This window comes from Halobacillus sp. ABH2_015, from assembly GCF_056158945.1.
Genome location: NZ_JBSWUG010000002.1, coordinates 1,409,628 through 1,432,466, shown reverse-complemented (window position 1 = coordinate 1,432,466; position 22,839 = coordinate 1,409,628). Strand labels below are relative to the sequence as shown.

Annotated in this window: 21 protein-coding genes; 7 read left to right on the top strand and 14 right to left on the bottom strand. The window is 46.6% G+C overall.

The window, feature by feature from the left end; translation table 11 throughout:
• Position 1: 1 nt before the first annotated feature.
• Positions 2-1,084: a pyruvate dehydrogenase (acetyl-transferring) E1 component subunit alpha gene (pdhA, locus tag ACXAD6_RS07650; protein WP_474968376.1), complete on the bottom strand. Its 1,083-nt coding sequence runs from the start codon at positions 1,082-1,084 to the stop codon at positions 2-4.
• A 577-nt stretch (positions 1,085-1,661) separates the two neighbouring features.
• A complete protein-coding gene (locus ACXAD6_RS07645; protein WP_474968375.1) occupies positions 1,662-2,357 on the bottom strand; it encodes a YkyA family protein in 696 nt (231 codons plus the stop codon).
• A 155-nt stretch (positions 2,358-2,512) separates the two neighbouring features.
• Between ACXAD6_RS07645 and def the strand changes: the two genes are divergently transcribed.
• Positions 2,513-3,067 carry a peptide deformylase gene (def, locus tag ACXAD6_RS07640; RefSeq protein WP_474968374.1) on the top strand — a complete coding sequence of 185 codons (555 nt, stop codon included), beginning with the start codon at positions 2,513-2,515 and terminating at the stop codon, positions 3,065-3,067.
• A 40-nt stretch (positions 3,068-3,107) separates the two neighbouring features.
• On the opposite strand, the gene ACXAD6_RS07635 is transcribed toward def, so the two are convergent.
• On the bottom strand, positions 3,108-3,884 hold the full coding sequence (locus ACXAD6_RS07635; protein WP_474968373.1) for a Cof-type HAD-IIB family hydrolase: 777 nt from the start codon (positions 3,882-3,884) through the stop codon (positions 3,108-3,110).
• A 437-nt stretch (positions 3,885-4,321) separates the two neighbouring features.
• Here ACXAD6_RS07635 and ACXAD6_RS07630 point away from each other — a divergent pair, with 437 nt between their 5' ends.
• Positions 4,322-4,531, top strand: a complete 210-nt coding sequence (locus ACXAD6_RS07630) for a DNA-dependent RNA polymerase subunit epsilon (RefSeq protein ID WP_474968372.1) — start codon at positions 4,322-4,324, stop codon at positions 4,529-4,531.
• A gap of 3 nt (positions 4,532-4,534) precedes the next feature.
• Positions 4,535-6,202 carry a ribonuclease J1 gene (gene rnjA, locus ACXAD6_RS07625; RefSeq protein ID WP_027954048.1) on the top strand — a complete coding sequence of 556 codons (1,668 nt, stop codon included), beginning with the start codon at positions 4,535-4,537 and terminating at the stop codon, positions 6,200-6,202.
• A gap of 46 nt (positions 6,203-6,248) precedes the next feature.
• Here rnjA and ACXAD6_RS07620 read toward each other — a convergent pair whose 3' ends face one another.
• The 4 genes from ACXAD6_RS07620 to ACXAD6_RS07605 all read right to left on the bottom strand — a co-directional run bounded on the left by ACXAD6_RS07620 (position 6,249) and on the right by ACXAD6_RS07605 (position 9,628).
• Positions 6,249-7,970: a pyruvate oxidase gene (locus ACXAD6_RS07620; protein WP_474968371.1), complete on the bottom strand. Its 1,722-nt coding sequence runs from the start codon at positions 7,968-7,970 to the stop codon at positions 6,249-6,251.
• 111 nt (positions 7,971-8,081) lie between these two features.
• Complete coding sequence (locus ACXAD6_RS07615; protein ID WP_474968370.1) at positions 8,082-8,351, bottom strand: hypothetical protein; 270 nt, start codon at positions 8,349-8,351, stop codon at positions 8,082-8,084.
• Entirely contained in the window at positions 8,351-8,890 is a 540-nt protein-coding gene (locus tag ACXAD6_RS07610; RefSeq protein ID WP_474968369.1) for a hypothetical protein, read from the bottom strand. Before ACXAD6_RS07610 ends, ACXAD6_RS07615 begins: the two co-directional genes overlap by 1 nt.
• 66 nt (positions 8,891-8,956) lie before the next feature.
• Entirely contained in the window at positions 8,957-9,628 is a 672-nt protein-coding gene (locus ACXAD6_RS07605) for a BMQ_0737 family morphogenetic spore coat protein (RefSeq protein ID WP_474968368.1), read from the bottom strand.
• A gap of 325 nt (positions 9,629-9,953) precedes the next feature.
• Here ACXAD6_RS07605 and ACXAD6_RS07600 point away from each other — a divergent pair, with 325 nt between their 5' ends.
• The 3 genes from ACXAD6_RS07600 to ACXAD6_RS07590 all read left to right on the top strand — a co-directional run bounded on the left by ACXAD6_RS07600 (position 9,954) and on the right by ACXAD6_RS07590 (position 11,647).
• Entirely contained in the window at positions 9,954-11,039 is a 1,086-nt protein-coding gene (locus ACXAD6_RS07600; RefSeq protein ID WP_474968367.1) for a hypothetical protein, read from the top strand.
• A complete protein-coding gene (locus ACXAD6_RS07595; protein ID WP_474968366.1) occupies positions 11,039-11,440 on the top strand; it encodes a M67 family metallopeptidase in 402 nt (133 codons plus the stop codon). Before ACXAD6_RS07600 ends, ACXAD6_RS07595 begins: the two co-directional genes overlap by 1 nt.
• A 63-nt stretch (positions 11,441-11,503) precedes the next feature.
• Positions 11,504-11,647 carry a hypothetical protein gene (locus ACXAD6_RS07590; protein WP_156896443.1) on the top strand — a complete coding sequence of 48 codons (144 nt, stop codon included), beginning with the start codon at positions 11,504-11,506 and terminating at the stop codon, positions 11,645-11,647.
• 107 nt (positions 11,648-11,754) lie between these two features.
• Here the strand turns inward: ACXAD6_RS07590 and ACXAD6_RS07585 are convergent, their stop codons facing one another.
• The 5 genes from ACXAD6_RS07585 to ACXAD6_RS07565 all read right to left on the bottom strand — a co-directional run bounded on the left by ACXAD6_RS07585 (position 11,755) and on the right by ACXAD6_RS07565 (position 18,960).
• Positions 11,755-12,420, bottom strand: a complete 666-nt coding sequence (locus tag ACXAD6_RS07585) for a potassium channel family protein (protein WP_160835446.1) — start codon at positions 12,418-12,420, stop codon at positions 11,755-11,757.
• Positions 12,421-12,752: 332 nt separating this feature from the next.
• Positions 12,753-13,766 carry a cytochrome d ubiquinol oxidase subunit II gene (locus ACXAD6_RS07580; RefSeq protein WP_474968365.1) on the bottom strand — a complete coding sequence of 338 codons (1,014 nt, stop codon included), beginning with the start codon at positions 13,764-13,766 and terminating at the stop codon, positions 12,753-12,755.
• Complete coding sequence (locus tag ACXAD6_RS07575; protein WP_474968364.1) at positions 13,763-15,124, bottom strand: cytochrome ubiquinol oxidase subunit I; 1,362 nt, start codon at positions 15,122-15,124, stop codon at positions 13,763-13,765. Before ACXAD6_RS07575 ends, ACXAD6_RS07580 begins: the two co-directional genes overlap by 4 nt.
• A gap of 247 nt (positions 15,125-15,371) precedes the next feature.
• The gene (locus ACXAD6_RS07570; RefSeq protein ID WP_474968363.1) at positions 15,372-17,183 is read right to left on the bottom strand and encodes an ABC transporter ATP-binding protein; all 1,812 of its coding nucleotides are present in this window, start codon (positions 17,181-17,183) and stop codon (positions 15,372-15,374) included.
• A 19-nt stretch (positions 17,184-17,202) separates the two neighbouring features.
• Positions 17,203-18,960: an ABC transporter ATP-binding protein gene (locus ACXAD6_RS07565; protein WP_474968362.1), complete on the bottom strand. Its 1,758-nt coding sequence runs from the start codon at positions 18,958-18,960 to the stop codon at positions 17,203-17,205.
• Between the two features lie 390 nt (positions 18,961-19,350).
• Between ACXAD6_RS07565 and ACXAD6_RS07560 the strand changes: the two genes are divergently transcribed.
• The gene (locus ACXAD6_RS07560; RefSeq protein WP_474968361.1) at positions 19,351-20,193 is read left to right on the top strand and encodes a mechanosensitive ion channel family protein; all 843 of its coding nucleotides are present in this window, start codon (positions 19,351-19,353) and stop codon (positions 20,191-20,193) included.
• A gap of 37 nt (positions 20,194-20,230) precedes the next feature.
• Here ACXAD6_RS07560 and ACXAD6_RS07555 read toward each other — a convergent pair whose 3' ends face one another.
• Together ACXAD6_RS07555 and ACXAD6_RS07550 are read right to left on the bottom strand one after the other, a co-directional pair.
• Positions 20,231-21,520 carry a hemolysin family protein gene (locus tag ACXAD6_RS07555; protein ID WP_474968360.1) on the bottom strand — a complete coding sequence of 430 codons (1,290 nt, stop codon included), beginning with the start codon at positions 21,518-21,520 and terminating at the stop codon, positions 20,231-20,233.
• A 157-nt stretch (positions 21,521-21,677) separates the two neighbouring features.
• Positions 21,678-22,793 carry an N-acetyldiaminopimelate deacetylase gene (locus tag ACXAD6_RS07550; protein ID WP_474968359.1) on the bottom strand — a complete coding sequence of 372 codons (1,116 nt, stop codon included), beginning with the start codon at positions 22,791-22,793 and terminating at the stop codon, positions 21,678-21,680.
• Positions 22,794-22,839: the final 46 nt, after the last annotated feature.

Here is a 22,839-nt window from a genome sequence, read left to right as displayed (position 1 = left end):
TTTACTTCGACTCCTTTTCCTTATATTCTTCCAGCTGCTCCTGTAGGTTGGATGGAAGTTCCTCGTGCATGATACCGATAAGATCGGCTACCGACTGCTTAGGAGTGTTGTCAGCTTCTTTAACCGCTGCTTTGATTTCTTCTTTTGTTTTTTCGATCAGTTCGTTCTCTTCCTCTTCAGACCAAAGACCTTTAGCTTCGAGGAATTTACGGAAACGCACGATTGGATCTTTCTTCTCCCACTCGCTGTCTTCATCTTCCGTACGGTAGCGTGTAGGATCGTCACCAGCCATGGTATGAGGGCCGTAACGGTAAGTAAGAGTTTCGATCAATGTAGGACCTTCACCGTTTACAGCGCGGTCACGAGCTTCTTTTGTAGCCGCGTAAACAGCAAGAACATCCATACCATCAACCTGGATTCCTTCGATACCAGCAGCGACTGCTTTTTGAGCAATGGTCTGAGCCGCAGACTGCTTCTCTACAGGTACAGAGATCGCAAAACGGTTGTTTTGTACAACGAAGATCGCCTGGGCACCGAAAGCACCTGCAAAGTTGATACCTTCGTAGAAGTCACCCTGGGAGGCACCGCCGTCACCAGTATAAGTAATCGCTACAGCGTTTTGGCCGCGCTTTTTATAGCCAAGACCAACGCCGGCTGTTTGTGTAATTTGTGCACCAATAATAATCTGCGGGCTTACTGCGTTCACGCCCTCAGGCATTTGGTTTCCTTTGAAATGTCCACGGGAGAACAGGAAAGCCTGGTGAAGTGGAAGACCGTGCCAGATCAACTGTGGTACATCACGGTATCCCGGCAGGATAAAGTCTTCTTTCTCCAATGCAAACTGGCTTCCAAGCTGTGAAGCTTCCTGCCCTGCTGTTGGAGCGTAGAAACCTAGACGTCCCTGGCGGTTAAGCGCAATAGAACGCTGGTCCAAAATACGCGTATATACCATACGGCGCATGATTTCTTTTAAATCTTCATCTGATAGGTCAGGCATGAAATCGTCATTTACGATTTCGCCTTCTTCGTTAAGGATTTGAAACGTTTCGAACTGGTTTTCAATGTTCTCTAGAGTTCGTTTCAAGTCATTCACCCTTTCCTTTCGTATTTTAAAAATGGATGCTGTAAGTAGCTTTCCCAATTATGAAAAAAACTGTACCGATTTGCTCTTTACGTTTTACCCCTCACATCCATGGATTAATCATGACGAGGAGATATCTAAAACTGTTACAATTGTTAACTAAGATTCAATGGTACAATGTCAATCCACTTTGTAGTTTAGCTCAATTCGTCATCATTCGTCAATCACTTCGATGCAGATAATATCCAGATGAGGAAAGAGCCGCTGCACAGCAGTCGAAACCCGGCAGATCCTGCGGTGAAAAAAACTAACACTGTATCACCCAAAATTTAAACCTGTATTAATCTTATGTTTTTTCTCCTTAATAATCAAATGGGAGGCTTTAATAGGCAGGCATTTCCGGGCAGTCCAGTCAGCGTGAATCATATCCGGTGCGTAAAGCACCCTTCTTCGGGGCATTGATGGACTTAAGACTCCGGTCACCCCTCGCCCATGGGCAGGTGTCAAAACGGGGAGGGTTGAAGCGTCATCATAAAAACAACAAAAGACCCGCTTGCGTATGTAAGCGGGTCCTTTGTTGTTAAGAAGCTTCTTCCTCTGTTGTGTCCTCTTCAGATTCTTCATAGGTCACATCGAGTTCCATCATTTCATAAAGCTCTTTCTTCAATGTATTGTATTCATCTGTATACTGGTTGAACGCTTCGTTCTTTTCTATAACCGTATTGTAGCTTTCATTAATCTTCTCAACTTGAGATTTCAAGTCCTCTTCCTTCAGGTCTTCCTTCTGCGTCATTTCATACAATTCCGCATCAAGCGTGAGTGCCTCATCATAGGCGCTGTATAACTCCTCATATGTACGGTACCGTTTCTCCATGACATCTATAAGCTCCTGCGCTTTTTCCTGAGCTTCCTGATTCTCCTCGCCTAGATCTTCTACAGGAGATTTAATCTCATCAAATTCAGCTTTAGCTGCATCGATGCTTTCTTTTTCGAGCTCCAGCTTATTCCGTCGCTCTTCCACAATGCCGGCGGCTTCTTCTGATTTTTCTTTGATTTGATCAAGCTGATCCATATTCAAGGCAATGATTTCGTCATAAAGCTTTTGTTCCTGCTCTTCCAGTTCAACCATCGGCTCCTGCTGTTCACGGAACGTTTCTTCCTGTGAAACGGCTTCTTCCAAATGCTCGTAAATTTGTTCTTCCGGCGCTTGATTGGAACAGCCTGTCATAACTAAGGCCGCTGCGGCAAGCGCTCCGATCATCGTATGTAATCGCACAACATTTCCCCCTCGTAATCCCTGACACATTATTGTAAACTAAGCATATCTACAATAGTATAATAATTGGCAGGAATTGAAAAGTACCGAATTCATTCACCTGTCCTGTCAATGGAAATACAGAGGAAGATATAAGCTTGAAAGGATGTTGTTTCATGATCACAATGGACGATATTGTCCGCGAGGGTCACCCCGCATTAAGGACAGTAACGGAAGAAGTAACCCTCCCTCCTTCTGAAGAGGATAAGAAAACATTGGAGGAAATGGTTCAATACTTAAAAAACAGCCAGGATGAACAGGTGTGCAGCCGCTACGGCCTGCGTCCCGGTGTCGGCCTTGCAGCACCTCAGATCAATGTGAACAAACGGATGCTGGCCGTACATTTTACAGATATGAAAGATAAACTATACAGTTACGGTCTGTTCAACCCCCGTATAGTCAGCCACTCAGTGGAACGTACGTATCTATCCACTGGAGAAGGTTGTCTTTCGGTCGACCGTGAAGTGCCCGGATATGTCCCAAGGTACCGGAGAATCACAGTAAAAGCGACAGATTTGGAAGGGAATGATGTGAAACTGCGGCTGAAGGATTACGCAGCCATTGTCTTCCAACACGAAATCGATCACCTTCATGGAGTGATGTTCTACGATCACATCGACCAGGAGCAGCCGTTCAAAGAACCGGAAAACGCCACACCCGCCGATCGTTAATAAAAGAGCGCCGTCTGATCATTCAGCGGCGCTCTTTTCATTATTTTAATAAGCCAAGTTCATATATCGCGTGGGACAGGCCATCCTCTCCAACATCAACCGTAACAAAATCGCTCACAGCCTTCGTTTCGGACACGGCATTCCCCATAGCTACACCGGTGCCGACCTCCCGGATCATTTCAATATCATTCAATCCATCACCAAAGGCAAAAGTGTCCTCCATCTTAAGGCCGGCGGCTTCTACGAGTTTCTTGATCCCCTCTGCCTTTGACCCTCCACGGGGAAGCACATCACAGGACACCGGGTGCCAGCGGATATAATCGAAGGCCGGAAAGGCTTCCCTGTACTCTTCAATTTCATCGCCTTCACAAAAAATCAGGGACTGATAAATGTTTCTTCCTTTATAAAAAGACGCATCTTCATCCGGATGATCAATGTATAATGTTCCGAGGCTGGAAGAAATATCTTCATGATCCGGAGTGGAGGCCCTCATCTCCTCATGGTTCATGAACACCATCGGATGATTATTCGATTCTGCATGAGCATGGAGCTTTTCAAGATCAGGTCCTGAGAGGGGGTTCGTGTAGACTTCCTCCCCTTCAAAAACAACATACTGACCGTTGAAGCTGATATAGGAATCGATTCCAAGTTCTTCTCTCAGCTCTTCGTACATAAAAGGAGCACGTCCGGTGGCAATGGCACAGTAAACGCCTTGATCCTTCAGATCCTGAACCGCTTTTTTCGTCTTCTCCGGAAGCTTTTTATCGTGGTCAAGCAGTGTTCCATCAATATCAAAAAAGGCAATTTTCTTATCCATAAGCGTTCCTCCTGCATATTCAAATTCTTTCATTTCTGCGCTCTTATCATAGCATGTCCTGCTCTTTGGCTATACTGTAGCATGAGTGGATAGGTTTGAGAAGAAAAACACACCATAATGACAAAATATAAAATGTAAATGTTTCATTCTTTCACAAACCGTATTATACTAGAGATAACAGGGATTGGGCGGTTTAACGTTTTTGGCGTTTTCTTCATCAACATAAAGGGGATGGATGCAAATGATGAAGCGTCTGAGAAGAAAGCTTAGAAAACGTTGGAAAAATTTTATGAAGCGGAAGACATACGCGTAAATCATTGTTTCAGGTGTACGGCCACCTGCGCATACAAGAATCATTACCATACACGCTGGAATCGTGCTATGATGATGAGAGGACAAGAATGTGGAAATTATATCTAGTTAGGAGCGATAACGTAATGATATTCAAAGTATTGTATCAGGGACTTGATACTGAAGTTCCTGTCCGCGAACGTACAGACAGCATGTACCTCGAAGCGGAAACCGAAAGACAAGTACGTGAAAAATTAAAAAATGCAGGATTTAATATCGAATATATCCAGGTGCTTGATGAGGATCACCTGGCATATGAGCAGCAATCCGAAGATTTCAGGCTGGAGCAGTTTTAACCGATGAAATTTGTGAAAAATGACCAGACCGCCGTGTTTGCCCTTGGAGGCCTCGGTGAAATCGGTAAAAACACATACGGCGTACAATTCCAAGACGAAATCATCCTCATTGATGCAGGGATTAAGTTCCCGGAAGACGAACTGCTCGGTATCGACTATGTCATTCCGGATTATACTTATCTCGTGCAGAACCAAGATAAAATCAAAGGTCTGTTTATCACGCACGGTCACGAAGATCACATCGGTGGTATTCCCTACCTTCTGCGTGAACTCAATATTCCAATCTATGCAGGGAAGCTTGCCATCGGCTTAATCCGTAATAAACTGGATGAGCACGGCCTGCTGCGCAGTGCGAAATTAAACACGATTCAGGAAGAAGACGTGATTAAATTCCGCAAAACGTCCGTATCCTTTTTCCGGACGACACACAGCATTCCTGATTCTTATGGAATCGTTGTAAAAACACCACCAGGCAACGTCGTTCACACGGGTGACTTCAAGTTTGATTTCACTCCTGTAGGTGAACCGGCCAACCTTGCTAAAATGGCTGAAATCGGTAAAGAAGGCGTTCTTGCCCTCCTTTCTGACAGTACCAATAGTGAGGTTCCTGGTTTCACTAAATCAGAACGTGTTGTGGGACAAAGCATCCATGACATCTTCACGCGTATGGACGGCCGTTTAATTTTTGCGACCTTCGCGTCGAACATCCACCGCCTTCAACAGGTCGTGGAAGCCGCTATTAAACATGGCCGTAAAGTTGCCGTATTCGGCCGCAGTATGGAATCTTCCATCCGTATCGGTCAGGAACTTGGATATATCCGTGCCCCTAAGGATACATTCATTGATGCCCAGCAGATCAATCGTCTGCCGGCAAACGAAGTCGTCATCCTTTGTACCGGATCCCAAGGTGAACCAATGGCCGCCCTGTCAAGAATCGCCAACGGCACCCACCGTCAGATTCAAATTCAACCAGGCGACACCGTTGTGTTCTCTTCTTCCCCAATCCCTGGAAACACAATTAGTGTCAGCCGTACCATAAACAAGCTGTATCGTGCAGGTGCCGATGTTATTCACGGACCACTGAATGATATCCATACATCCGGACACGGCAGTCAGGAAGAAATGAAGCTCATGCTCCGCCTTATGCAGCCGAAGTTCTTTATGCCGATTCACGGTGAATACCGCATGCTGAAAGAACATGTGAAATTGAGTCTGGACTGCGACGTTCAGGAAGAGAACTGCTTCGTTATGGATAACGGTGATGTGCTTGCCCTAGGCAAGGAAGAAGCCTCTGTGGCAGGAAAGATCCCATCCGGGTCTGTTTATGTAGACGGAAGCGGAATCGGTGATATTGGTAATATCGTTCTTCGGGACCGACGCATCCTTTCTGAAGAAGGTCTTGTCATCGTTGTAGTCAGTATCAACATGAAGGAATTTAAGATTGCTTCCGGTCCTGACATCATTTCCCGTGGATTTGTCTACATGAGAGAATCCGAGGACTTGATCAAAGAAGCCCAGCAGCTCGTCAGCTCCCACGTTGAAAAAGTGATGGAGCGCCGTACGACTCAATGGTCTGAAATTAAAAATGAAATTACAGATACCATCGCGCCGTTCCTGTTTGAAAAAACAAAACGCCGTCCGATGATTCTTCCAATCATTATGGAAGTGTAATGAAAAAGCCCGCTGTCTCTCGACAGCGGGCTTTTTTGATGTGGTATTATAATAAACGTTGAATGGATTTCTTGAGGTCAGGAAGGTCCAGCGTTCCGGATTCAAAGAATTCCTTCACGATATACTTCGAATAATTCACCGCCGATGTGTAATCGATTTTCCCTGGAAGCGGAGCCTGGTCTTCAATGACTACATCAATCAGAACCGGTTTATCTGAGAGGAATGCCTGCTTCATTTTGGTCCCAAGTTCTTCATAGGATTCAATGCGGTAGCCTTCTGCTCCGCACGCTTCAGCAAATTTGGCAAAGTCCACTTCACCAAGGTTTGTTGCATAATTCAAGTGTCCCATCTGTTCCTGCTCATACTTAATCATCCCGATTTTACTGTTATTCAGAACAACCATTTTAATCGGCAGGTCGTATTTAACAGCGGTGACGAAATCATGCATGACCATGGAGAACCCTCCGTCTCCGGATACTCCGACCACCTGCTTCTCCGGATGAGCTTTCTGCGCTGCTATGGCACCAGGGAGTCCACTCCCCATTGTTCCAAGCCAGCCGGAAATGAGGAATTTCTGGTTGACGAGATGAAGGAAGCGTGTGAGCCATACGGTAACGTTCCCAACATCTCCGGAAACGACTGCCCCCGGCTTCAAATGTTTTTCCAATTCATACATTACTTGTGGAGCATGTAGAGGATCCTCTTCCCTTCTCTTTTCCTCCTGTACAGCAATACGCCAATCCTTCATCTTTTCCTGGTAGTAAGACAGAAAGCTGCGTTCTTCCACTGGTTCCATCACATCGGTCAGCGCCTGCAGTGTTTCCCGGCTGTCCCCGGCAAGACCTGTTGTAATCGGATAATGCTTGCCAAGGTGAGCGGGCTCCCGATCAATCTGAATCGCATTCACTTGTTCCGGGAGAAAGTCACGATAAGGAAACTGGGTGCCGACTAAAATGAGAAGGTCGGTTTCCTTCATAGCATGGTACGCCGGTTTGGTACCAATTTGACCGTGCTGGCCCAGACAATACGGATGATTATCGGGAATGATCCCTTTTCCGAGCAGGCTCATAATGATCGGCGCTTTAATGGTTTCGGCGAAGGCAATCAGTTCACTGGCTGAAGACTTCGTCCCCTGTCCTGCCAGAATCAACGGTTTTTCGGACTTCTCAATCAACTTCCTTGCCTCATTTAAATGTTCCTGACGAGGGAAAATTTCCGGTTTGAAAAATTCACCGGATGTCCGTCTCGTGTTATCGCTCTGCTTTTTAGCGAATAAATCATCCGGGACAATCAATACAGACACGCCTTTATTGGCATAAGCTTCCTTTACTGCCTGGTCCAGCAGATCCGGGAGCTGCTCTTCCGTTTCCGCACGTTGATTAAAAACCGATACATCATCAAACATGCGCTCCAGATTAATTTCCTGAAATGCTCCGGTTCCAATTTCCTCGCTGTGTACCTGCCCCACGATAGCAAGGACAGGCGCACCATCAGCCTTCGCATCATAAAGTCCATTTAATAGATGGATGGCTCCCGGACCGGCTATCCCCATCGTCACACCAAGTTTTCCGGTAAGCTTCGCATATGCGGCTGCAGACAGAGCACCTGTCTCTTCGTGGCGGACCTGAAGAAATTCGATCTCGTCCTTCCTTTTTCTCAAATCATCAATCAATTCATTTATAGAATCACCAGGCATGCCGTATACATGATCCACACCCCAGTCGATCAACTGCTGTGTCAGTAATGCTCCTGTACGTTTTTCAAACATATGCTTCATCCTTTCAACTTGCTGAATTTCTCGTCTATCCTTTGTATTTCCTTATCGCTCATTCAGTAAACAAAAAAAGAACGGGGATTCCGTCCCGTTCTTAAGATTCTTTCATTCTTCCCCCTCATCTAAAAGGGCCACAATCTCTTCGAGCTGTACCAGTACATCCCCCATCCACTGTTCCACCTCATCGATAAGAGGAGACTTTTCCAGCTCTCCCCCCTGCTCCTGTTTTTGCATCAGGTATAGGAAAAGCAGCTTCAAGGAGTCCTCCTCCAGAAAAACAAAACTATGGTCATCTGTCCGCTTGGCACTCTTTTTCTGTTTTAATTTTTCAACAAGCCAATGCTTTATAAATTGCTGGACATTTTCTTCCGCCATCAATCTCCCTCCCCTTTCACACCACTTGCACTCATCTGGTTCAAGGAGGGTACACCGGATTCCCACCCTTTTCCATACGCAAATCCCTGCATAATGGAAGCATAGGATTTCTCCGGTTTCCATTTCAGCTGAAAATTTGCGAAGGTCAGGGACCCTCCAGGTTCAATCATGTTCTGCTCCAGGGGTTTTAACCAGAATTCGTTCTTCGCCTGTTCTTCATCCATCCGAAGCCAGGCACCTGCTGCCTTCATTTTTGCGACTTGAGCTTTATGTATATATTTTCCTGAGAATTGAAATGGGGAATCCTCTGACATCTTAAGGCAGATGTAAGGGTCATGCATCACCTGGTGACCCAGGTTACGGATATGAAAACTTGCGATCATCATACTTTCCTGATCGGAATCATGGGAAACGTGGATGGAATACGTAAAAAAACAGATAACAGCCCTGTGCTGTCCTGCCTTCAATGCGGTGACTTTTTTACGGATGTCCTTGATGCGGGCCTCCTGCTGTTTTTTCAACTGCAACAACCGTTCCATATCATGCCACCTCCAAAAAAAATACAAGAGAAGAAGGGATTCCTCTCTTGTATTTATGCAGCTGGTTTACGCATTATCACCATCGTCAGCCGTTGGGAACAATACCGGACATTGTGGCGGCAGTGTTGGTGCCGGGCAAGGTGGGATTGGAAGCAGATCACGCGGCTCACAGAACTCAGCAATAAGCTCAAGCGTTACTGGATATGTGGATTGGATGCTTTGGCAGAGACGCACGGATACCGTGATGTCATCAAGGGAATCTCCAGCTGTTCCATTTTCTTCACACGTGAAGTTACAAACAAAACAGTCAAGGTCTGTATAAGTAACCTCCACGTTTGTTCCTTCCGGCGCACACAATAGTACCTGCTCACAGCGGACAAAGTCAGCTTCTCCTACTTCTACAACTGCTCCACCATTTTCTGCTGTCAATTCTACAGCGATGGTTACCGTAAAGTATTTACGGATGTTCACAAGCTGAAGCGTCAACAGCGTTCCGTCAACGACAAGCTCCTGATCGACGCGTCCGACGATTTCAATCGGATCGTCTTCACGCGGCTCTACTGTACAGATGACTTCTTCAATGTCATCACACTCAAGCTGTTCTCCTGAGGGACCGACGGGAAGCTCAAAGTCTCCGATTGTTAGATCAAACGAAGCCTCATTGATTACCCAGTCATAAACTTTTGTTGTGTTGATACATAGGAGCTCCTGGCCCCCATTAAGATTTTTTGCTTGCATGGTTAGCAAACACCTCCGAATAAGATTTTTCTTTCATTCGTAGCATATGTCTGGAAAAAAGCTTGGGTCTAGTACATTCGCTGATGTTTGGTGGGATTTTACAATTTTGTGCGAACACCTATATTACATGCAGGAGACCTCATATGGTGTCTGTCCAGCCCAAAGGAAATGTTCCACACATAACATCCCAAAGGCGGGCATAGGCTGATATGTAAAAAGAGCCGTTTCACAACCGTGGGCAGGTGTCTTAAAAACACCTCAGCGATGTGTCACGGATCAGGAACGAATCAATACTATAATACTGTGCTGGTAAGGGTGATGAATGATGGGACAGTTCAGCCATACAGGCCCGGACCATGTGGAGCTCCTAAAATGGAACATCAACCTTTTTAAGGAGATGGTCCAATCTCTGGAAAATGGTGACTGGACGGTGGAGGATGGGTACAGGGGAAAAGATCCGCTTCATTATAAGTTATTGTTAGAAGGAGTTATCAACAAAATGGAAGAATTCAACCAGCAGCTTGAGCTGCGAACGAATCAGCTCACAGCTCAAGTTCAGCAACTGAGTGAGCATGTTCATCTATTGAAAGATGATGTGGAAGACATCAAGGAAAAGCTTGACCGCCTGCAATTGAAAGATTTAATTCAGAAAATGAATGTGATTATTGAACAGCAGGACGATCGTGAACAGGAACAAGTGCAGCAATCTGAGAATGACCGGTTAAAAAGTGAAATTGATCAGTTAAAAGCGGAAATGAAAGCGCAGAAGATGCAGGAATACACCGAACAGAAGACGACGGCGAAAGAGCAGGCAGGACCTAAAGTTTCAGAGTATCGGAGACTGAAGACGATGCTGCATTCCTCGCCCATGTATCCAGCCCAGAGACAGGACTATTACCCTCCCCAGCAGCCTTATCCATATTCCAGCCCTGCCTCCTACTATCCACCACAACCGGGCCAGTATCAGCAAAACTATCCAACCGCACAAGAGTCGACCCGGAGAGGACAGAAACGGTCGTCCCGCCACCCGTTTATAGAACCTGTCAAAAATACCATCTTAAAGTCAACTTCAAAAAAAAACGATAAAGAACCCGCCCAGACCGTGAGTTCCCACACTCCGCCGGCGGTAACTACAATTCAGAAAGAGCCTGAAAATAAAAAAGCGCTGGTTCAAACCATCGCTCATACCATCGCGGCCATTCCAGCAGAGGAATCAACTCTCCCTGAACAACAGGCCTCCAAGGGGATGAAACGCACCTCCCCTGTCTCAATCGAAAAGGCTAACATCACGCAGAGGCATAAGCCGGAAATCGTCTCTCCTCGGTCAGAACCGTTATTGGAGAAGGAGACCCCTGCTAAAAAACGGGAATTCTCTTCGATCTTTTCCATCTTTCAGAAGTGGAACGGATAATGGTGAGGATTGATCAGAGGTTATATGAGCAAATGGTCGATCACGGGTATACCTGCCTGCCGAATGAAGCCTGCGGACTGATCTCGGGTCACGGTGAAAAGGTTGAGCAAATCTGGCCGCTTGTGAACGAACGCCCTTCCCCCCGCCGTTTTTTTGTCAGTAAGACCATCGTTTCTTCCACCCTTGAAGCTATTGAACAATCAGGGCAGCAGGTGCTGGCCGTTTATCATACCCATCCGGGAACAGCACCCGTGCCCTCCTCTTATGATCTTCAAAGTCACCAGGACAGCACGGTGAAAATGGTGATCATCTCCTACAAATTCCATTCTCCACGCTCCGCCTGCTACTCCATATGGGACGGCCGCTATGTAAAGCACCCATTTCATATCGGGGAGCGTTAAGCGCCCTTCCCTTTTTCCATAGTGTGCTTATACTACAGTATCAAGGTGTAAGGAGAGGTGGCTATGAAAGAAAAAAGAAGAAAAAGACTGGTTAAGGTCAACCGGACCATGAAACAAACCCCAACCCCAATCGTTATTGAAACGACGAAAAATAAAGTCGAGCGTCCTGTTAAACGAGGGGGCTGCTGTTTAAAAAGGAAAAGCTGATTGAATCTCGCCTCCGAATGAGACCAATGAGCGGCATGTCCTTATTATTATTTATAAACACTTATAATAAAGGCCCCGGATTCCATATAGGAACCGGGGCTTCTGGTTTAGTCCTCAACAACAAGATTTTTTTCAAAGCGGCTGATATCTTTGTCTGCACCAATGACGATCAGGACATCACTTTCCCTGATTTCCTCCGTAGCCATCGGGGAGACAATCACATCCTTCTCCCGCTTAATGGCAACGACGTTACACCCATATTCCGCACGGATATCGAGGTCCACCAATGTTTGTCCGCCCATTTTACTGCCGGCTTTCACCTCGACAACGCTGTGGTCATCGGAAAGCTCGATGTAATCCAGAATATTATTGGAAATGATATTATGAGCAATCCTTTTCCCCATATCTCTTTCCGGGTGGACGACTTGATCGGCACCGATTTTGTTCAGGATCTTTTCGTGGTAATCATTCTGGGCTTTGACCGTAATCATTTTGATGCCCATTTCTTTTAGAATCAAAGTAGTCAGCATGCTGGCCTGTATATTGTCACCTATGGCAACAATGACATGGTCAATGTTGCGGAATCCAAGTTCTTTCAGGGCATTTTCATCCGTCGAATCTGCAATGACGGCATGAGACGCGATATCCCTGTATTCATTGACTTTATCCTCATCAAGGTCAAGCGCCAGTACTTCCATTCCTTCACGGCTTAATTCGCGGCATATACTGCCCCCGAATCGTCCAAGACCAATGACGGCAAATTCTTTCTTCATCTTTCCCGACCCCCATCTATCACGTAAAAAATCTATGCTTATTCTATCACACAATTGTGTCCATCACATAAAAAAGTAGAAACCACTTGTTCTTCCACTGCCTAAAGAAGCTCCTACCATTCAGACGGGACCGGGGAAAGGCGGGGTATTCATAAGAAACAGGTTCTTTACCACTATTGTTTTGCAGAGCAAAAAGGGAAGAACGTCTGTCAAACAGAGGTTCTTCCCTTTTATCGATATCTATTTGGTCAGGCTGGTATCCGCCAATAAGCGATCCGTGACCTTACATGATGAAGGTGTATTTCTTCAGTAAGCGTAGAGAAGGAGCTCTGCTACTTTTTCCCCTTCACATAATCTGCATCAAACAAGAACATGCGCATGAGGAGAATCAGCGATGGAATCAGCAGGAAAAGACCTGCAATAAAGACAATGACAAGCGCCACAGCCATCGATTCATTCGTCACCGCATTGGAAATCGTCACGTACGGATAAAGCAGATACGGTAGATGAGACGCTCCATACCCAAAGAAAGCTACGAAGAACTGAAGCATGACGGCAATAAAGGCCCATCCGTAAAACCTTCCTGTATAGACGAGGAACAATGCAGTTATAAAGAACCCTACAGAAATTCCGAACACCCACCACAAGTCAATCGCCCGTTGAAAATGCTCTGGATTCTGCTGACTCAAAGCAATAAATGTCGTGAGGCTGGCAATGATGGTCGGAGAGCTCCAGAACAGGGCATACTTCCTGACAATTTCAAGTGCCGGGCGGTCTCCTGCACGATGGGCATAATACGTTAAAAACATCGCGCTGATGTAAAGAACGGAAACGATGGCGAGAAAAACGACACTCCATGAATAAGGGCTTGAGAACAGTTCTCCGAAAAGAAGCTGCACACCATTTTCCGTTTCTTCAATAAAGCCTCCCTCTGAAATCGTCAGAGCGGTGGATAAAGAGGCCGGAATGAGCAGCCCTGTCGCTCCGTAAAGGAACATGTAGAGGGAGTTGTCTTTGGATCCATAGTTTTCAAACGCATAAAAGGATCCCCGTATAGCAAGGAGAACAATCGCAATACTTCCAGGAATCAACAGGGACTGCCCAAAATAATACGCCATATCCGGGAAGAATCCGACAAGACCGACGAAGAAAAAGACGAAGAAAACATTCGTCACTTCCCATACCGGAGAGAGGTACCTGGAGATCAGCTGATTAATCAAGTGATCCTTTTTCGTCATTCTTGCATAATAGGCAAAAAAGCCAGCACCAAAATCTACAGATGCGACGATCAAATATCCGTAAAGGAACAACCAGAGGACGGATATCCCGATGATTTCATAGCTCATGACTGTCCCTCCCTGCTGGCTGCGGCTGTATTCGGAAAGCGGTGCTCCAGTTCAAGCTCGGCAGGCTTGCCTTTGAATATTTTGCGTAACGTAAGCAGACATCCAACACCGAGCACCAGGTAGACGGCAGCAAACAGCGCAAACATCCAGCCGATGTATGGAGATGTCGTCGAACCTTCCGCAACAGTCATAAAGCCTCTCAAAATCCACGGCTGTCTTCCGACTTCGGCATAAATCCAGCCAAACTCAATCGCGAGCATCGTCAAAGGACCAGCCGCTGCTACTCCCCACAAGAGAATAGGATGGAACGGGTTTCCTTTCTTCCATTTCCAGAGCACAAGGAACAGCAGGGAAATCCCCAGGGTGTAAAAGCCGATCGATACCATCAGATCGAACATATAGTGGATCCATAAGGGAGGCCGCTCGTTCTCAGGTGTTTCCTCGAGCCCTTCCACTTCTGCATTAAAATCGCCGTGAGCGAGGAAACTTAAAGCATTTGGAATCCTGATCGCGTTTTCGACTTCATTGTTCTCATTCAGCGTACCGAATACAACAAGGTCAGCGCCTTCTTCGGATTCAAAGTGCCATTCCCCGGCAGCGAGCTTCTCGGGTTGATGCTCAGCCAGAAACTTCGCCGATAAATCACCGGCAAGCGCTGTAAGCATAGCAAAGATAAAAGTGGCAGTCATTGTAAGTTTTAATGCTTTTTTGTGATAGAGGGATCCTTTTTTTATCAAAATGATGAAAGCAGCAATCCCTGCAAGCACCGCTGCAGCGGTTAAATAAGAGGAAGATATGACGTGAAAGACCTTCGTCGGTGTCGCAGGATTGAACATCGCAGCAAGTGGATCCACCGATGTAAAACGGCCCTCTTCCAGCTCAAAACCCTGGGGCGTGTTCATAAACGAATTCACCGTTGTAATAAAGAAGGCGGACATCGTGCCTCCAATGACCACAGGAATGGATAACAGCCAGTGGTAGATCGGCTTCTTGAACCGGTCCCACGTATATAAGTAGATCCCTAGGAAAATCGCCTCAAAGAAGAAGGCGAAGGTTTCCATGAATAACGGCAGAGCAATCACGTTCCCCGCAAGCCTCATGAAGCTCGGCCAGATGAGTGACAGCTGCAGACCGATCGCCGTCCCTGTCACAACTCCGACAGCGACCGTAATCGTATACCCTCTCGTCCAGCGCCTGGCGAGCAGAGTGTAATGCGGATCCTTCCGCTTGATTCCGATGAATTCCGCAATGGACACGAGGACGGGGACCCCGACTCCCAGTGTTGCGAAAATGGCGTGAAATAGTAATGTCATCGCAGTGAGCGCACGACTCACTTCGACGGTTTCGAATCCAAACATCTTAATTCGTTCCCTCCTACCCAGGAATAATCTCAAAATCTGTTCTGGGATTAGTATAAAACGTAAAACACCGTTGTGGTATTCAAGATGATGACTATTTTGTGACAAACTTCACAAAGTCTTTTCGATTCTCATCGTACCGCACACCATCCGTCCTGTCGACCTATCTGCCTGTTCCCCTCCTCCGTTCTTTTCTAACGTTGTTCAAAAGAAAAAACCCTGTAGAATTTTTCTACAGGGTGATTTATTATATGGCATCCAGCATTTGGAACTGGGCTTTTACAAGTTCATAATATTCACCGTGCTGATCCATAAGTTCATCATGAGATCCCTGCTCAAGAATCTTTCCATGCTCGAGCACGAAAATGTTGTCGGCTTCACGTATCGTTGATAAGCGGTGGGCGATCATAATGGCTGTTCTCCCTTTCAGGAGCTTCTTCAAAGCCTGTTGAATCTTCAATTCGGTTTCTGTATCTATACTCGCTGTTGCTTCATCCAGAATGAGAATTCTCGGATTGGCAAGCAGGGCCCGGGCAAAGGAGAGAAGCTGCCGTTCTCCGGCTGAAAGAATATTCCCCCGCTCCTCTACTTCGGTTTCGTAGCCGTTGTTCAAGCGCTGGATAAAACCATCCGCTCCTACCACTTCTGCCGCTTCTTTCACCTCTTCATCCGTAGCACCCGGACGCCCGAAGCGGATATTTTCCATAATCGTTCCCGAAAAAATGAACGTGTCCTGAAGAACGACACTGATCTGCTGTCTGATACTATCAATGGAAGCATCCTTCAAATCCACCCCATCGATTTTGACGGCACCTTTGGTTGGGTCGTAAAAACGGCTGATCAAGTTGGCAATCGTAGATTTCCCTGATCCCGTATGTCCAACAAGGGCCACCGTTTCTCCTTGTTTCATCTCAAGGTTGATATCATGAAGAGCTATCCGCTTGGAATCGTAGGCAAACTGAACGTGGTCGAATTCGATGTGACCTTTCATATCCTTCAGTTCCACGGCATTTTTCTTCTCCTCGACATTTGGTTCTTCATCCAGGAATTCAAAGATCCGTTCAGAGGCTGCCATCGCCATAAGAAGCTGGTTGTACATCATCCCCAGTCTGGATATAGGTTCCCAGAACATCCCAAGGAAGAAGGCGAACGATACAAACGTTCCGACCTGGATATCTCCCTGAAGAATCAACCAGGCCCCAAATGAAACGAGGATGACTGTACCGATGGCATTGCTCATTTCGACAAACGGACGAAACATCGCGCTTTTTTTCGTCGCTTCCTTCCATGCGAGAAAGTTATCCGTGTTCACCCCGTCAAAGTATTCGGTATTTTCCTTCTCCTGTGTAAAGGACTGGGTAATCCGAATGCCCTGCAGACTTTCATTCAAGTGGGAATTCAGCCTGGACTGCTGGATTCGTACCTGCTGCCAGGAGCGTCGGATATTCCGGCGCAGCTTCGTGGAAATATAGAACATCAGCGGCATGATCACGAGAATCGCCAGGGCAAGCTTCGGATCGAGTGCCAGCAGAATAGCGATGATCCCAGTTAAGAGAACAATATCCATCAGAAGGTTGATGATCCCGTTTGTAAACAGTTCCTGAAGCGAGTTGATATCATTCATAATCCGCACGAGAATGGAACCGGCAGATCTTGAATCAAAAAACTTGTGCGACAGCCTTTGGACATGGGAAAACAAATGCTGTCGGAGATCATAAATCACGTTCTGCCCCAGAATGTTGACATACTTAATCCTCAAGGCGTTGGCGATGTAGCTGAGAACATACAAGCCTGCAATTCCCAGCACCAGCTGGATCAATAAACCGTTGTCTCTTTCTGCAATCGCAGTATCAATAGCCACCTTACCAATTAAAATCGGTACAATCAGCCGGACGAGCGTGGAAATCAGCATGGAAATAATGGATACAGGCAGAAGTTTTTTTGTATACGGCTTGATGTACGTAAGCAGACGCCACATCTGTGCCCAGTTAAAAGGCTTCTCAATGGCCTGATCCTGTGAATATTTGAAACGGTTTAAGTGTTTATTTTTTCCTGCCATAGAATGTCCCTCCTTCCTTTCATCGATGGGAAGCTGTATTTAGAATCTTTTCTTTGTCCTGGTATTGAATATCGTAAATGCGTTGATACGGTCCTCCATTGCTCAACAGCTCTTCATGCACCCCGCGTTCTTTCACGCTTCCATCTTCGAGAACGATGATTTCATCGGCGTGCTTCAACGAGGAAATGCGGTGGGCAATGATGAATGTCGTACGGCCTTTCATGACTTCCTGTAGAGCTTTTTGGATGTTGAACTCGGTTTCCATATCCACAGCTGAGGTCGCATCATCCAAAATGAGAACAGCAGGGTCAATAAGAATCGCGCGGGCAATCGCAATCCGCTGCTTCTGTCCGCCGGATAATCCCATGCCCCTCTCTCCAAGGAGCGTATCATAGCCATCGGATAACTCCATGATAAACTCGTGGGCCTGGGCTCTTTTGGCTGCATCAATCACATCATCCATAGTCGCATCTGGATTACCATAGGCGATATTTTCCTTGATCGAAGTCGAGAATAAAAACGATTCCTGGAGCACGAAGCCTATATTCTTCCGGAGGGTTCTCAATCCATAATCCGAAACCGGCCGGCCGTCGACAAGCACCTCCCCTTTTTCCGGTTCATAAAAACGGGTAATCAGCTGGGTGATACTCGTCTTGCCTGACCCTGTAGCTCCGATTAACCCGATCGTTTTCCCAGGTGGGGCATCAAAGCTGATCTCCTTTAGTGCTGAGTCATCATCCTCCACATACGTCAGTGTGACATCCTTGAAGGTGACATGGCCTTTCAGTCGTTCCTGATGGATGGCATCCTCCTTTTCGGTAATCTCTTCCGGAGCTTCTAATATCTCAAGCAGCCGCTCGCCGGATGCTTTGGCCTGTGAAAACTGGTTGATGACAAACCCCAGATTCATCAATGGGCCGAGGATATACCATACAAAGCTGAAAAAGGCCACCAGCTCTCCAAGCTGGAGCGAGCCATTGATGACAAGATACCCGCCATAGGCCAGCAGTGCCACAACCGACACGTTTCCGATAAACTCCATCAGCGGAAAATAACGCGACCATATGTTGGAGGTGTCGATATACTTCGTCCTGTAGTCATTGCTGCGGTTGGAGAAACGACCGATTTCAAAATCCTCTCTGGAAAGAGATTTCACCGTGTTCATTCCACTGATATTTTCCTGTACTCTTGTATTCAATTTACCGAATGATTTCCGGATTTTACGAAAAGCCGGGTGCACACGGCGGTCGAACCGGTAGACGACTATCCCAAGAAACGGCATTGCAGCCATCGTGACCAGTGCCAGAGGAACGGAATAGTAAAACATGACAATCAAGCTGATCACAATCAACAGGACAATCCGGAGCAGTTCTGAAAAGCCAAAGGATAAAAAGAACCGGAAGCCTTCCACATCCGCTGTCAAACGGGACATCAGATCCCCCGTTTTCGCGTTGTCATAGTAACGGAAAGGCAGACGCTGCAGTTTCTTGTAAATTTCATCCCTGAGTGTGTAAACCGAACGTATGCCGAAATAATCTCCATAATACTGGTTGAAATATGTAGCGATTCCTTTAACAATCATAAGTCCGATAAAAGCAGCACATAAATAGGGAATTAAGCTGTACTGCTCCCCTGATACGGCATCGTCAATCGTTTTCTGCAAGACAATCGGATAAACCACGGTAATAGCTGTAACAAAAAGCAGGGCGAACATGGACCATAAAAAATAACTTTTAAACGGCCAGTAAAACTGTTTCAACTTTTTGAACGTATCCAAATCATGACCTCCTTCGCTGTCAACGTATTTATAAATATATCGGGTATCGAAATAAATTGCCACCCATTTGAAATAATTTTTAAAATTTTCTGTTAAGCCCTTTCCCGCTTTACCGCAGGATCTCAGCAAATGGCTCCTGGGTTCCCTTCCCCGGCTTTTGGATCTTGTCCAGCCTGAACAGCTCACGCCTGCCTATGTCTTTCCATTATATGCACAAGATTAGGGTGTCCCTATACGCCTCTTGGCAAATAGAAAGAAATGTAAAAAACGCAAGCGGATATGCGAAGTTTTATGCGTATTTTCGACAAATCATTGAAATCATCCCTTACGTTCCGCTATTCTATTAGAGAGGTCAGTACAAGGACATAAAGAAAGGAGCTCCATGCAGCTATGAATTTATTTGAAGAAGGAATGCAATTTAACCTCTCAGAGCTTGTCGAACTGCTCATTCAAGTCGGCTTGAAAGTGCTCGTACTCCTGATCGGTTATGCTATTGCAAAACCACTCGGCCGTAAAGCCATCGAATCGGCCATCAACCGCTTAAGTACCCAGAGGAAACTCTCCGAAGGACGGAATAAAACGTTACAGAAACTTTCTGTTAACCTCTTTTCCTATGCTCTTATTTTCATCCTCGTCATGATGCTCTTCAGTGCTGTCGGCATTGAAATCGGCCCTCTCCTTGCCGGTGCAGGAATCGTTGGTCTTGCGATCGGTTTCGGAGCCCAGGGTCTTGTGTCAGACATTGTCACCGGCTTTTTCATCCTGCTTGAACGTCAAGTGGAAGTGGATGATTACGTAACCGCCGGCGGTTATGACGGAATTGTCGAGGAAGTAGGCATCCGCACAACCCGCATCCGGAGCTTTGATGGAACGTTGAACTTCATTCCAAACCGCAACATTTCAGGTGTAGCCAACCACTCCCGCGGCAACATGCGTGCCCTTGTGGACATTGGCATCGGGTATGATGAGAACATTGACGAAGCAATGGCTGTCCTGCAGAAAGTGGCTCAGGACTTCCAAGAGGATGAACGCTTCAAAGAAGGTCCGGACGTCCTTGGTGTCCAAAGCCTCGGATCATCCGATATCGTCATCCGTATTCTTGGTAAGACGGAAAACATGGAACAGTGGGCCGTGGAACGCGACTTGAGAAAAGCGATGAAAGAAGCGCTTGATGCTGCAGGCATTGAAATTCCGTTCCCTCATCAAGTCTACGTTCATAAAAACGAAGAATAACAGAAAAACGCCCGGATGATTTGATCCGGGCGTTTTCTCATTCTTCCACTTTCCATATTTCCACTTTTTTTATCTGCCCTTTCACCATATCGACAACCTTAAAGGAATAGCCGCTGCTCACGACAACTGTCCCTTCTTCAGCCTCATAGTCCTGCGTATAAATCCAGCCGGATATTGTATCAATGTCCTCATGGTGAAGATGTACCTGGAAGTACTCATTAATATCCTGAACCGCTGTTTTCCCCTCGACGAGGTAGTGGCCGTTTTTCAAGCGTTTGATGTCCCGTTCCTCTTCTGCATCGAATTCATCCCTGATTTCCCCGACGATCTCTTCCAGGATATCCTCGACCGTCACGATACCGGCCGTCCCGCCATACTCATCAATCAGAACAGCCATATGGTTGTGCTCCTTCTGCATTTTCACCAACAGGTCATGAATGGGCACATTTTCGAACACTTTCATCACAGGCCTCATGAAAGGCCGGAGGGATGTATGATGTTCTGCATCATCAAACAGCAGCTCTTTCATATGGATGATTCCGATCACTTCATCCTTATTCCCATCTATAACAGGATAACGGGTAAAACGATTCTGCTTCACTTCACGTATGATGTTGGACACCGGCTGATGGACATTGATCACAGCCATTTCTGTCCGGGGGATCATAATCTCCTTGGCTGTACGGTTATCAAATTCAAATATCCGGTCGACATACGTATATTCTGAACGGTTGATTTCGCCTTTTTGGTAGCTTTGGGATAATATATGGCGCAGTTCTTCTTCAGAATGAGCCTCTTCAGATTCATTCGCTGTATGAAATCCCATCATCCGTACAAAGATATTGGCAGCGCCGTTCAACAGCCAGATCAGCGGGTACATGACCTTGCTGTAGAGCATTAAAGGCCTGGATAAGACCAGCGTGAGCGCTTCTGCTTTTTGGATGGCTACTGTCTTCGGAGCGAGTTCCCCGAGTACGACATGAAGAAATGTGATGACGAAAAACGCAATCGCAAAGGAGAGCGTGTGGGTAACTCCTTCAGGAAGCGGAAAACGATCAAACAAAGGCCGGAGCAGGACATCCAGTGTCGGTTCGCCCAGCCACCCTAAACCGAGGGCTGTGATCGTGATTCCGAGCTGACACGCCGATAGATAGTAATCCAGGTCATTCAACACTTTCAAGGCGTTGCCCGCCCGTTTATCCCCATCGGAGGCAGCCGACTCAATCCGTGTTTTTCTCACTTTTACGATTGCAAATTCACTCGCTACAAAGAAAGCTGTCAAAATGATTAAAACCGCTACTGCAGATAACTTCAACACCGATTCCATTTCAGCCGATCCCCTCCACTATAGAAAAAGAGGAGTCGTCCCTCCTCTTTTTCGATCATTGCTTATGTGAACTTCTCCTACACATGTTTTACCATTACTGACGTATTCTAAACACCTTTCTCTAGTGTTCACATAAGCGGGGAAGCTATACGCCTGCTTACAAAGAACGAAGCGTTTGTTCGACAGTGTCAACGCCTACAACCAGCGCTTCCTCTTTCGGCATTAAAGAAGATTGATGCAGACCTGCCTCCGAGTCCACCCCAAGCCAGAACATAAAACCCGGAATCTCTTTCAACATGTATCCGAAATCTTCCCCTGTCATGGCCATAGGGGCTTCTTTGAACGTATAGGAAAGATTATTCATCACCTTTTGAAAAGCTTCCACCTGCTCCTTGTCGTTATACACCTGATGATAAGTGGAGCCGTAATCTATGGAAATGCTGCAGTCGTGGGCAATTTCAAACCCGCGCGCGATTTTTTCGATTTCTTCTTTCACAAGCTTCATGGATGCTGGAGAAAGAGTGCGGATCGTTCCTTCAAGCCTTGCTGTTTCTGCGATGATATTCTGTACAGTGCCGGCCTCGATTTTCCCTACGGTAATGACGGCACTGTCGAGCGGATCCATCCGGCGGGCCACAATCTGCTGGATGTGTGTAACAAACGTACTTGCCGCCACACCCATATCATGCGTCAGGTGAGGAAAGGCGGCATGCCCTCCTACCCCCTTGAAATCGATGAAAAGTTCACTCGTGTTGGCAAACAACAGGCCCGGACGCGAAGTCACTGTCCCGACAGGAACGTCAGGAGCTACATGCAGCGCAAAAATAATATCCGGCTTCATTCGTTTCATTGGCTCAGAGGCCAGCATCGGCTCGGCTCCGCCCGGGCCTTCTTCCGCCGGCTGGAAGAGAAATACGATGTCGTCTTCTGCTGGCTGTTCAGCCAGCCGGGTCAATGCACCGAGGGCAATGGTCATATGAAAATCGTGCCCACACGCATGCATACGCCCTTCATGGATCGATGAAAACGGATAACCGGTGGTTTCTGTCAAAGGCAGGCCGTCGATATCTGCGCGGTACCCGATCGTCCGCTTCCCTTCTGTCCCTTTCACATAGACGAATACACCGGTCCTCCACGTTTCTACCGTTAACCTTTCCTGAGGCAGTGTATCAATATAGGAAAGTAAATAGGTCTGTGTTTTAAATTCTTCAAATCCCAATTCAGGGATTTGATGCAGTTCCCTGCGGATGTCTATCAGTTGATCCAGTTGCAAAACACTCACTCCTTCTATAGAAAAACCCTGCAGACCGCAGGGTATC

Bases quoted from the DNA above. Each gene is read 5' to 3' on its own strand.
- ACXAD6_RS07600 (WP_474968367.1), top strand. From the start codon at position 9,954: ATGGGACAGTTCAGCCATACAGGCCCGGACCATGTGGAGCTCCTAAAA.
- ACXAD6_RS07595 (WP_474968366.1), top strand. From the start codon at position 11,039: ATGGTGAGGATTGATCAGAGGTTATATGAGCAAATGGTCGATCACGGG.
- ACXAD6_RS07570 (WP_474968363.1), bottom strand. From the start codon at position 17,183: ATGGCAGGAAAAAATAAACACTTAAACCGTTTCAAATATTCACAGGAT.
- ACXAD6_RS07560 (WP_474968361.1), top strand. From the start codon at position 19,351: ATGAATTTATTTGAAGAAGGAATGCAATTTAACCTCTCAGAGCTTGTC.
- ACXAD6_RS07590 (WP_156896443.1), top strand. From the start codon at position 11,504: ATGAAAGAAAAAAGAAGAAAAAGACTGGTTAAGGTCAACCGGACCATG.
- ACXAD6_RS07580 (WP_474968365.1), bottom strand. From the start codon at position 13,766: ATGAGCTATGAAATCATCGGGATATCCGTCCTCTGGTTGTTCCTTTAC.
- ACXAD6_RS07610 (WP_474968369.1), bottom strand. From the start codon at position 8,890: ATGGAACGGTTGTTGCAGTTGAAAAAACAGCAGGAGGCCCGCATCAAG.
- ACXAD6_RS07585 (WP_160835446.1), bottom strand. From the start codon at position 12,420: ATGAAGAAAGAATTTGCCGTCATTGGTCTTGGACGATTCGGGGGCAGT.
- def (WP_474968374.1), top strand. From the start codon at position 2,513: ATGATCACAATGGACGATATTGTCCGCGAGGGTCACCCCGCATTAAGG.
- ACXAD6_RS07630 (WP_474968372.1), top strand. From the start codon at position 4,322: ATGATATTCAAAGTATTGTATCAGGGACTTGATACTGAAGTTCCTGTC.
- ACXAD6_RS07605 (WP_474968368.1), bottom strand. From the start codon at position 9,628: ATGCAAGCAAAAAATCTTAATGGGGGCCAGGAGCTCCTATGTATCAAC.
- ACXAD6_RS07635 (WP_474968373.1), bottom strand. From the start codon at position 3,884: ATGGATAAGAAAATTGCCTTTTTTGATATTGATGGAACACTGCTTGAC.
- ACXAD6_RS07615 (WP_474968370.1), bottom strand. From the start codon at position 8,351: ATGGCGGAAGAAAATGTCCAGCAATTTATAAAGCATTGGCTTGTTGAA.
- rnjA (WP_027954048.1), top strand. From the start codon at position 4,535: ATGAAATTTGTGAAAAATGACCAGACCGCCGTGTTTGCCCTTGGAGGC.
- ACXAD6_RS07575 (WP_474968364.1), bottom strand. From the start codon at position 15,124: ATGTTTGGATTCGAAACCGTCGAAGTGAGTCGTGCGCTCACTGCGATG.
- ACXAD6_RS07555 (WP_474968360.1), bottom strand. From the start codon at position 21,520: ATGGAATCGGTGTTGAAGTTATCTGCAGTAGCGGTTTTAATCATTTTG.
- ACXAD6_RS07620 (WP_474968371.1), bottom strand. From the start codon at position 7,970: ATGTTTGAAAAACGTACAGGAGCATTACTGACACAGCAGTTGATCGAC.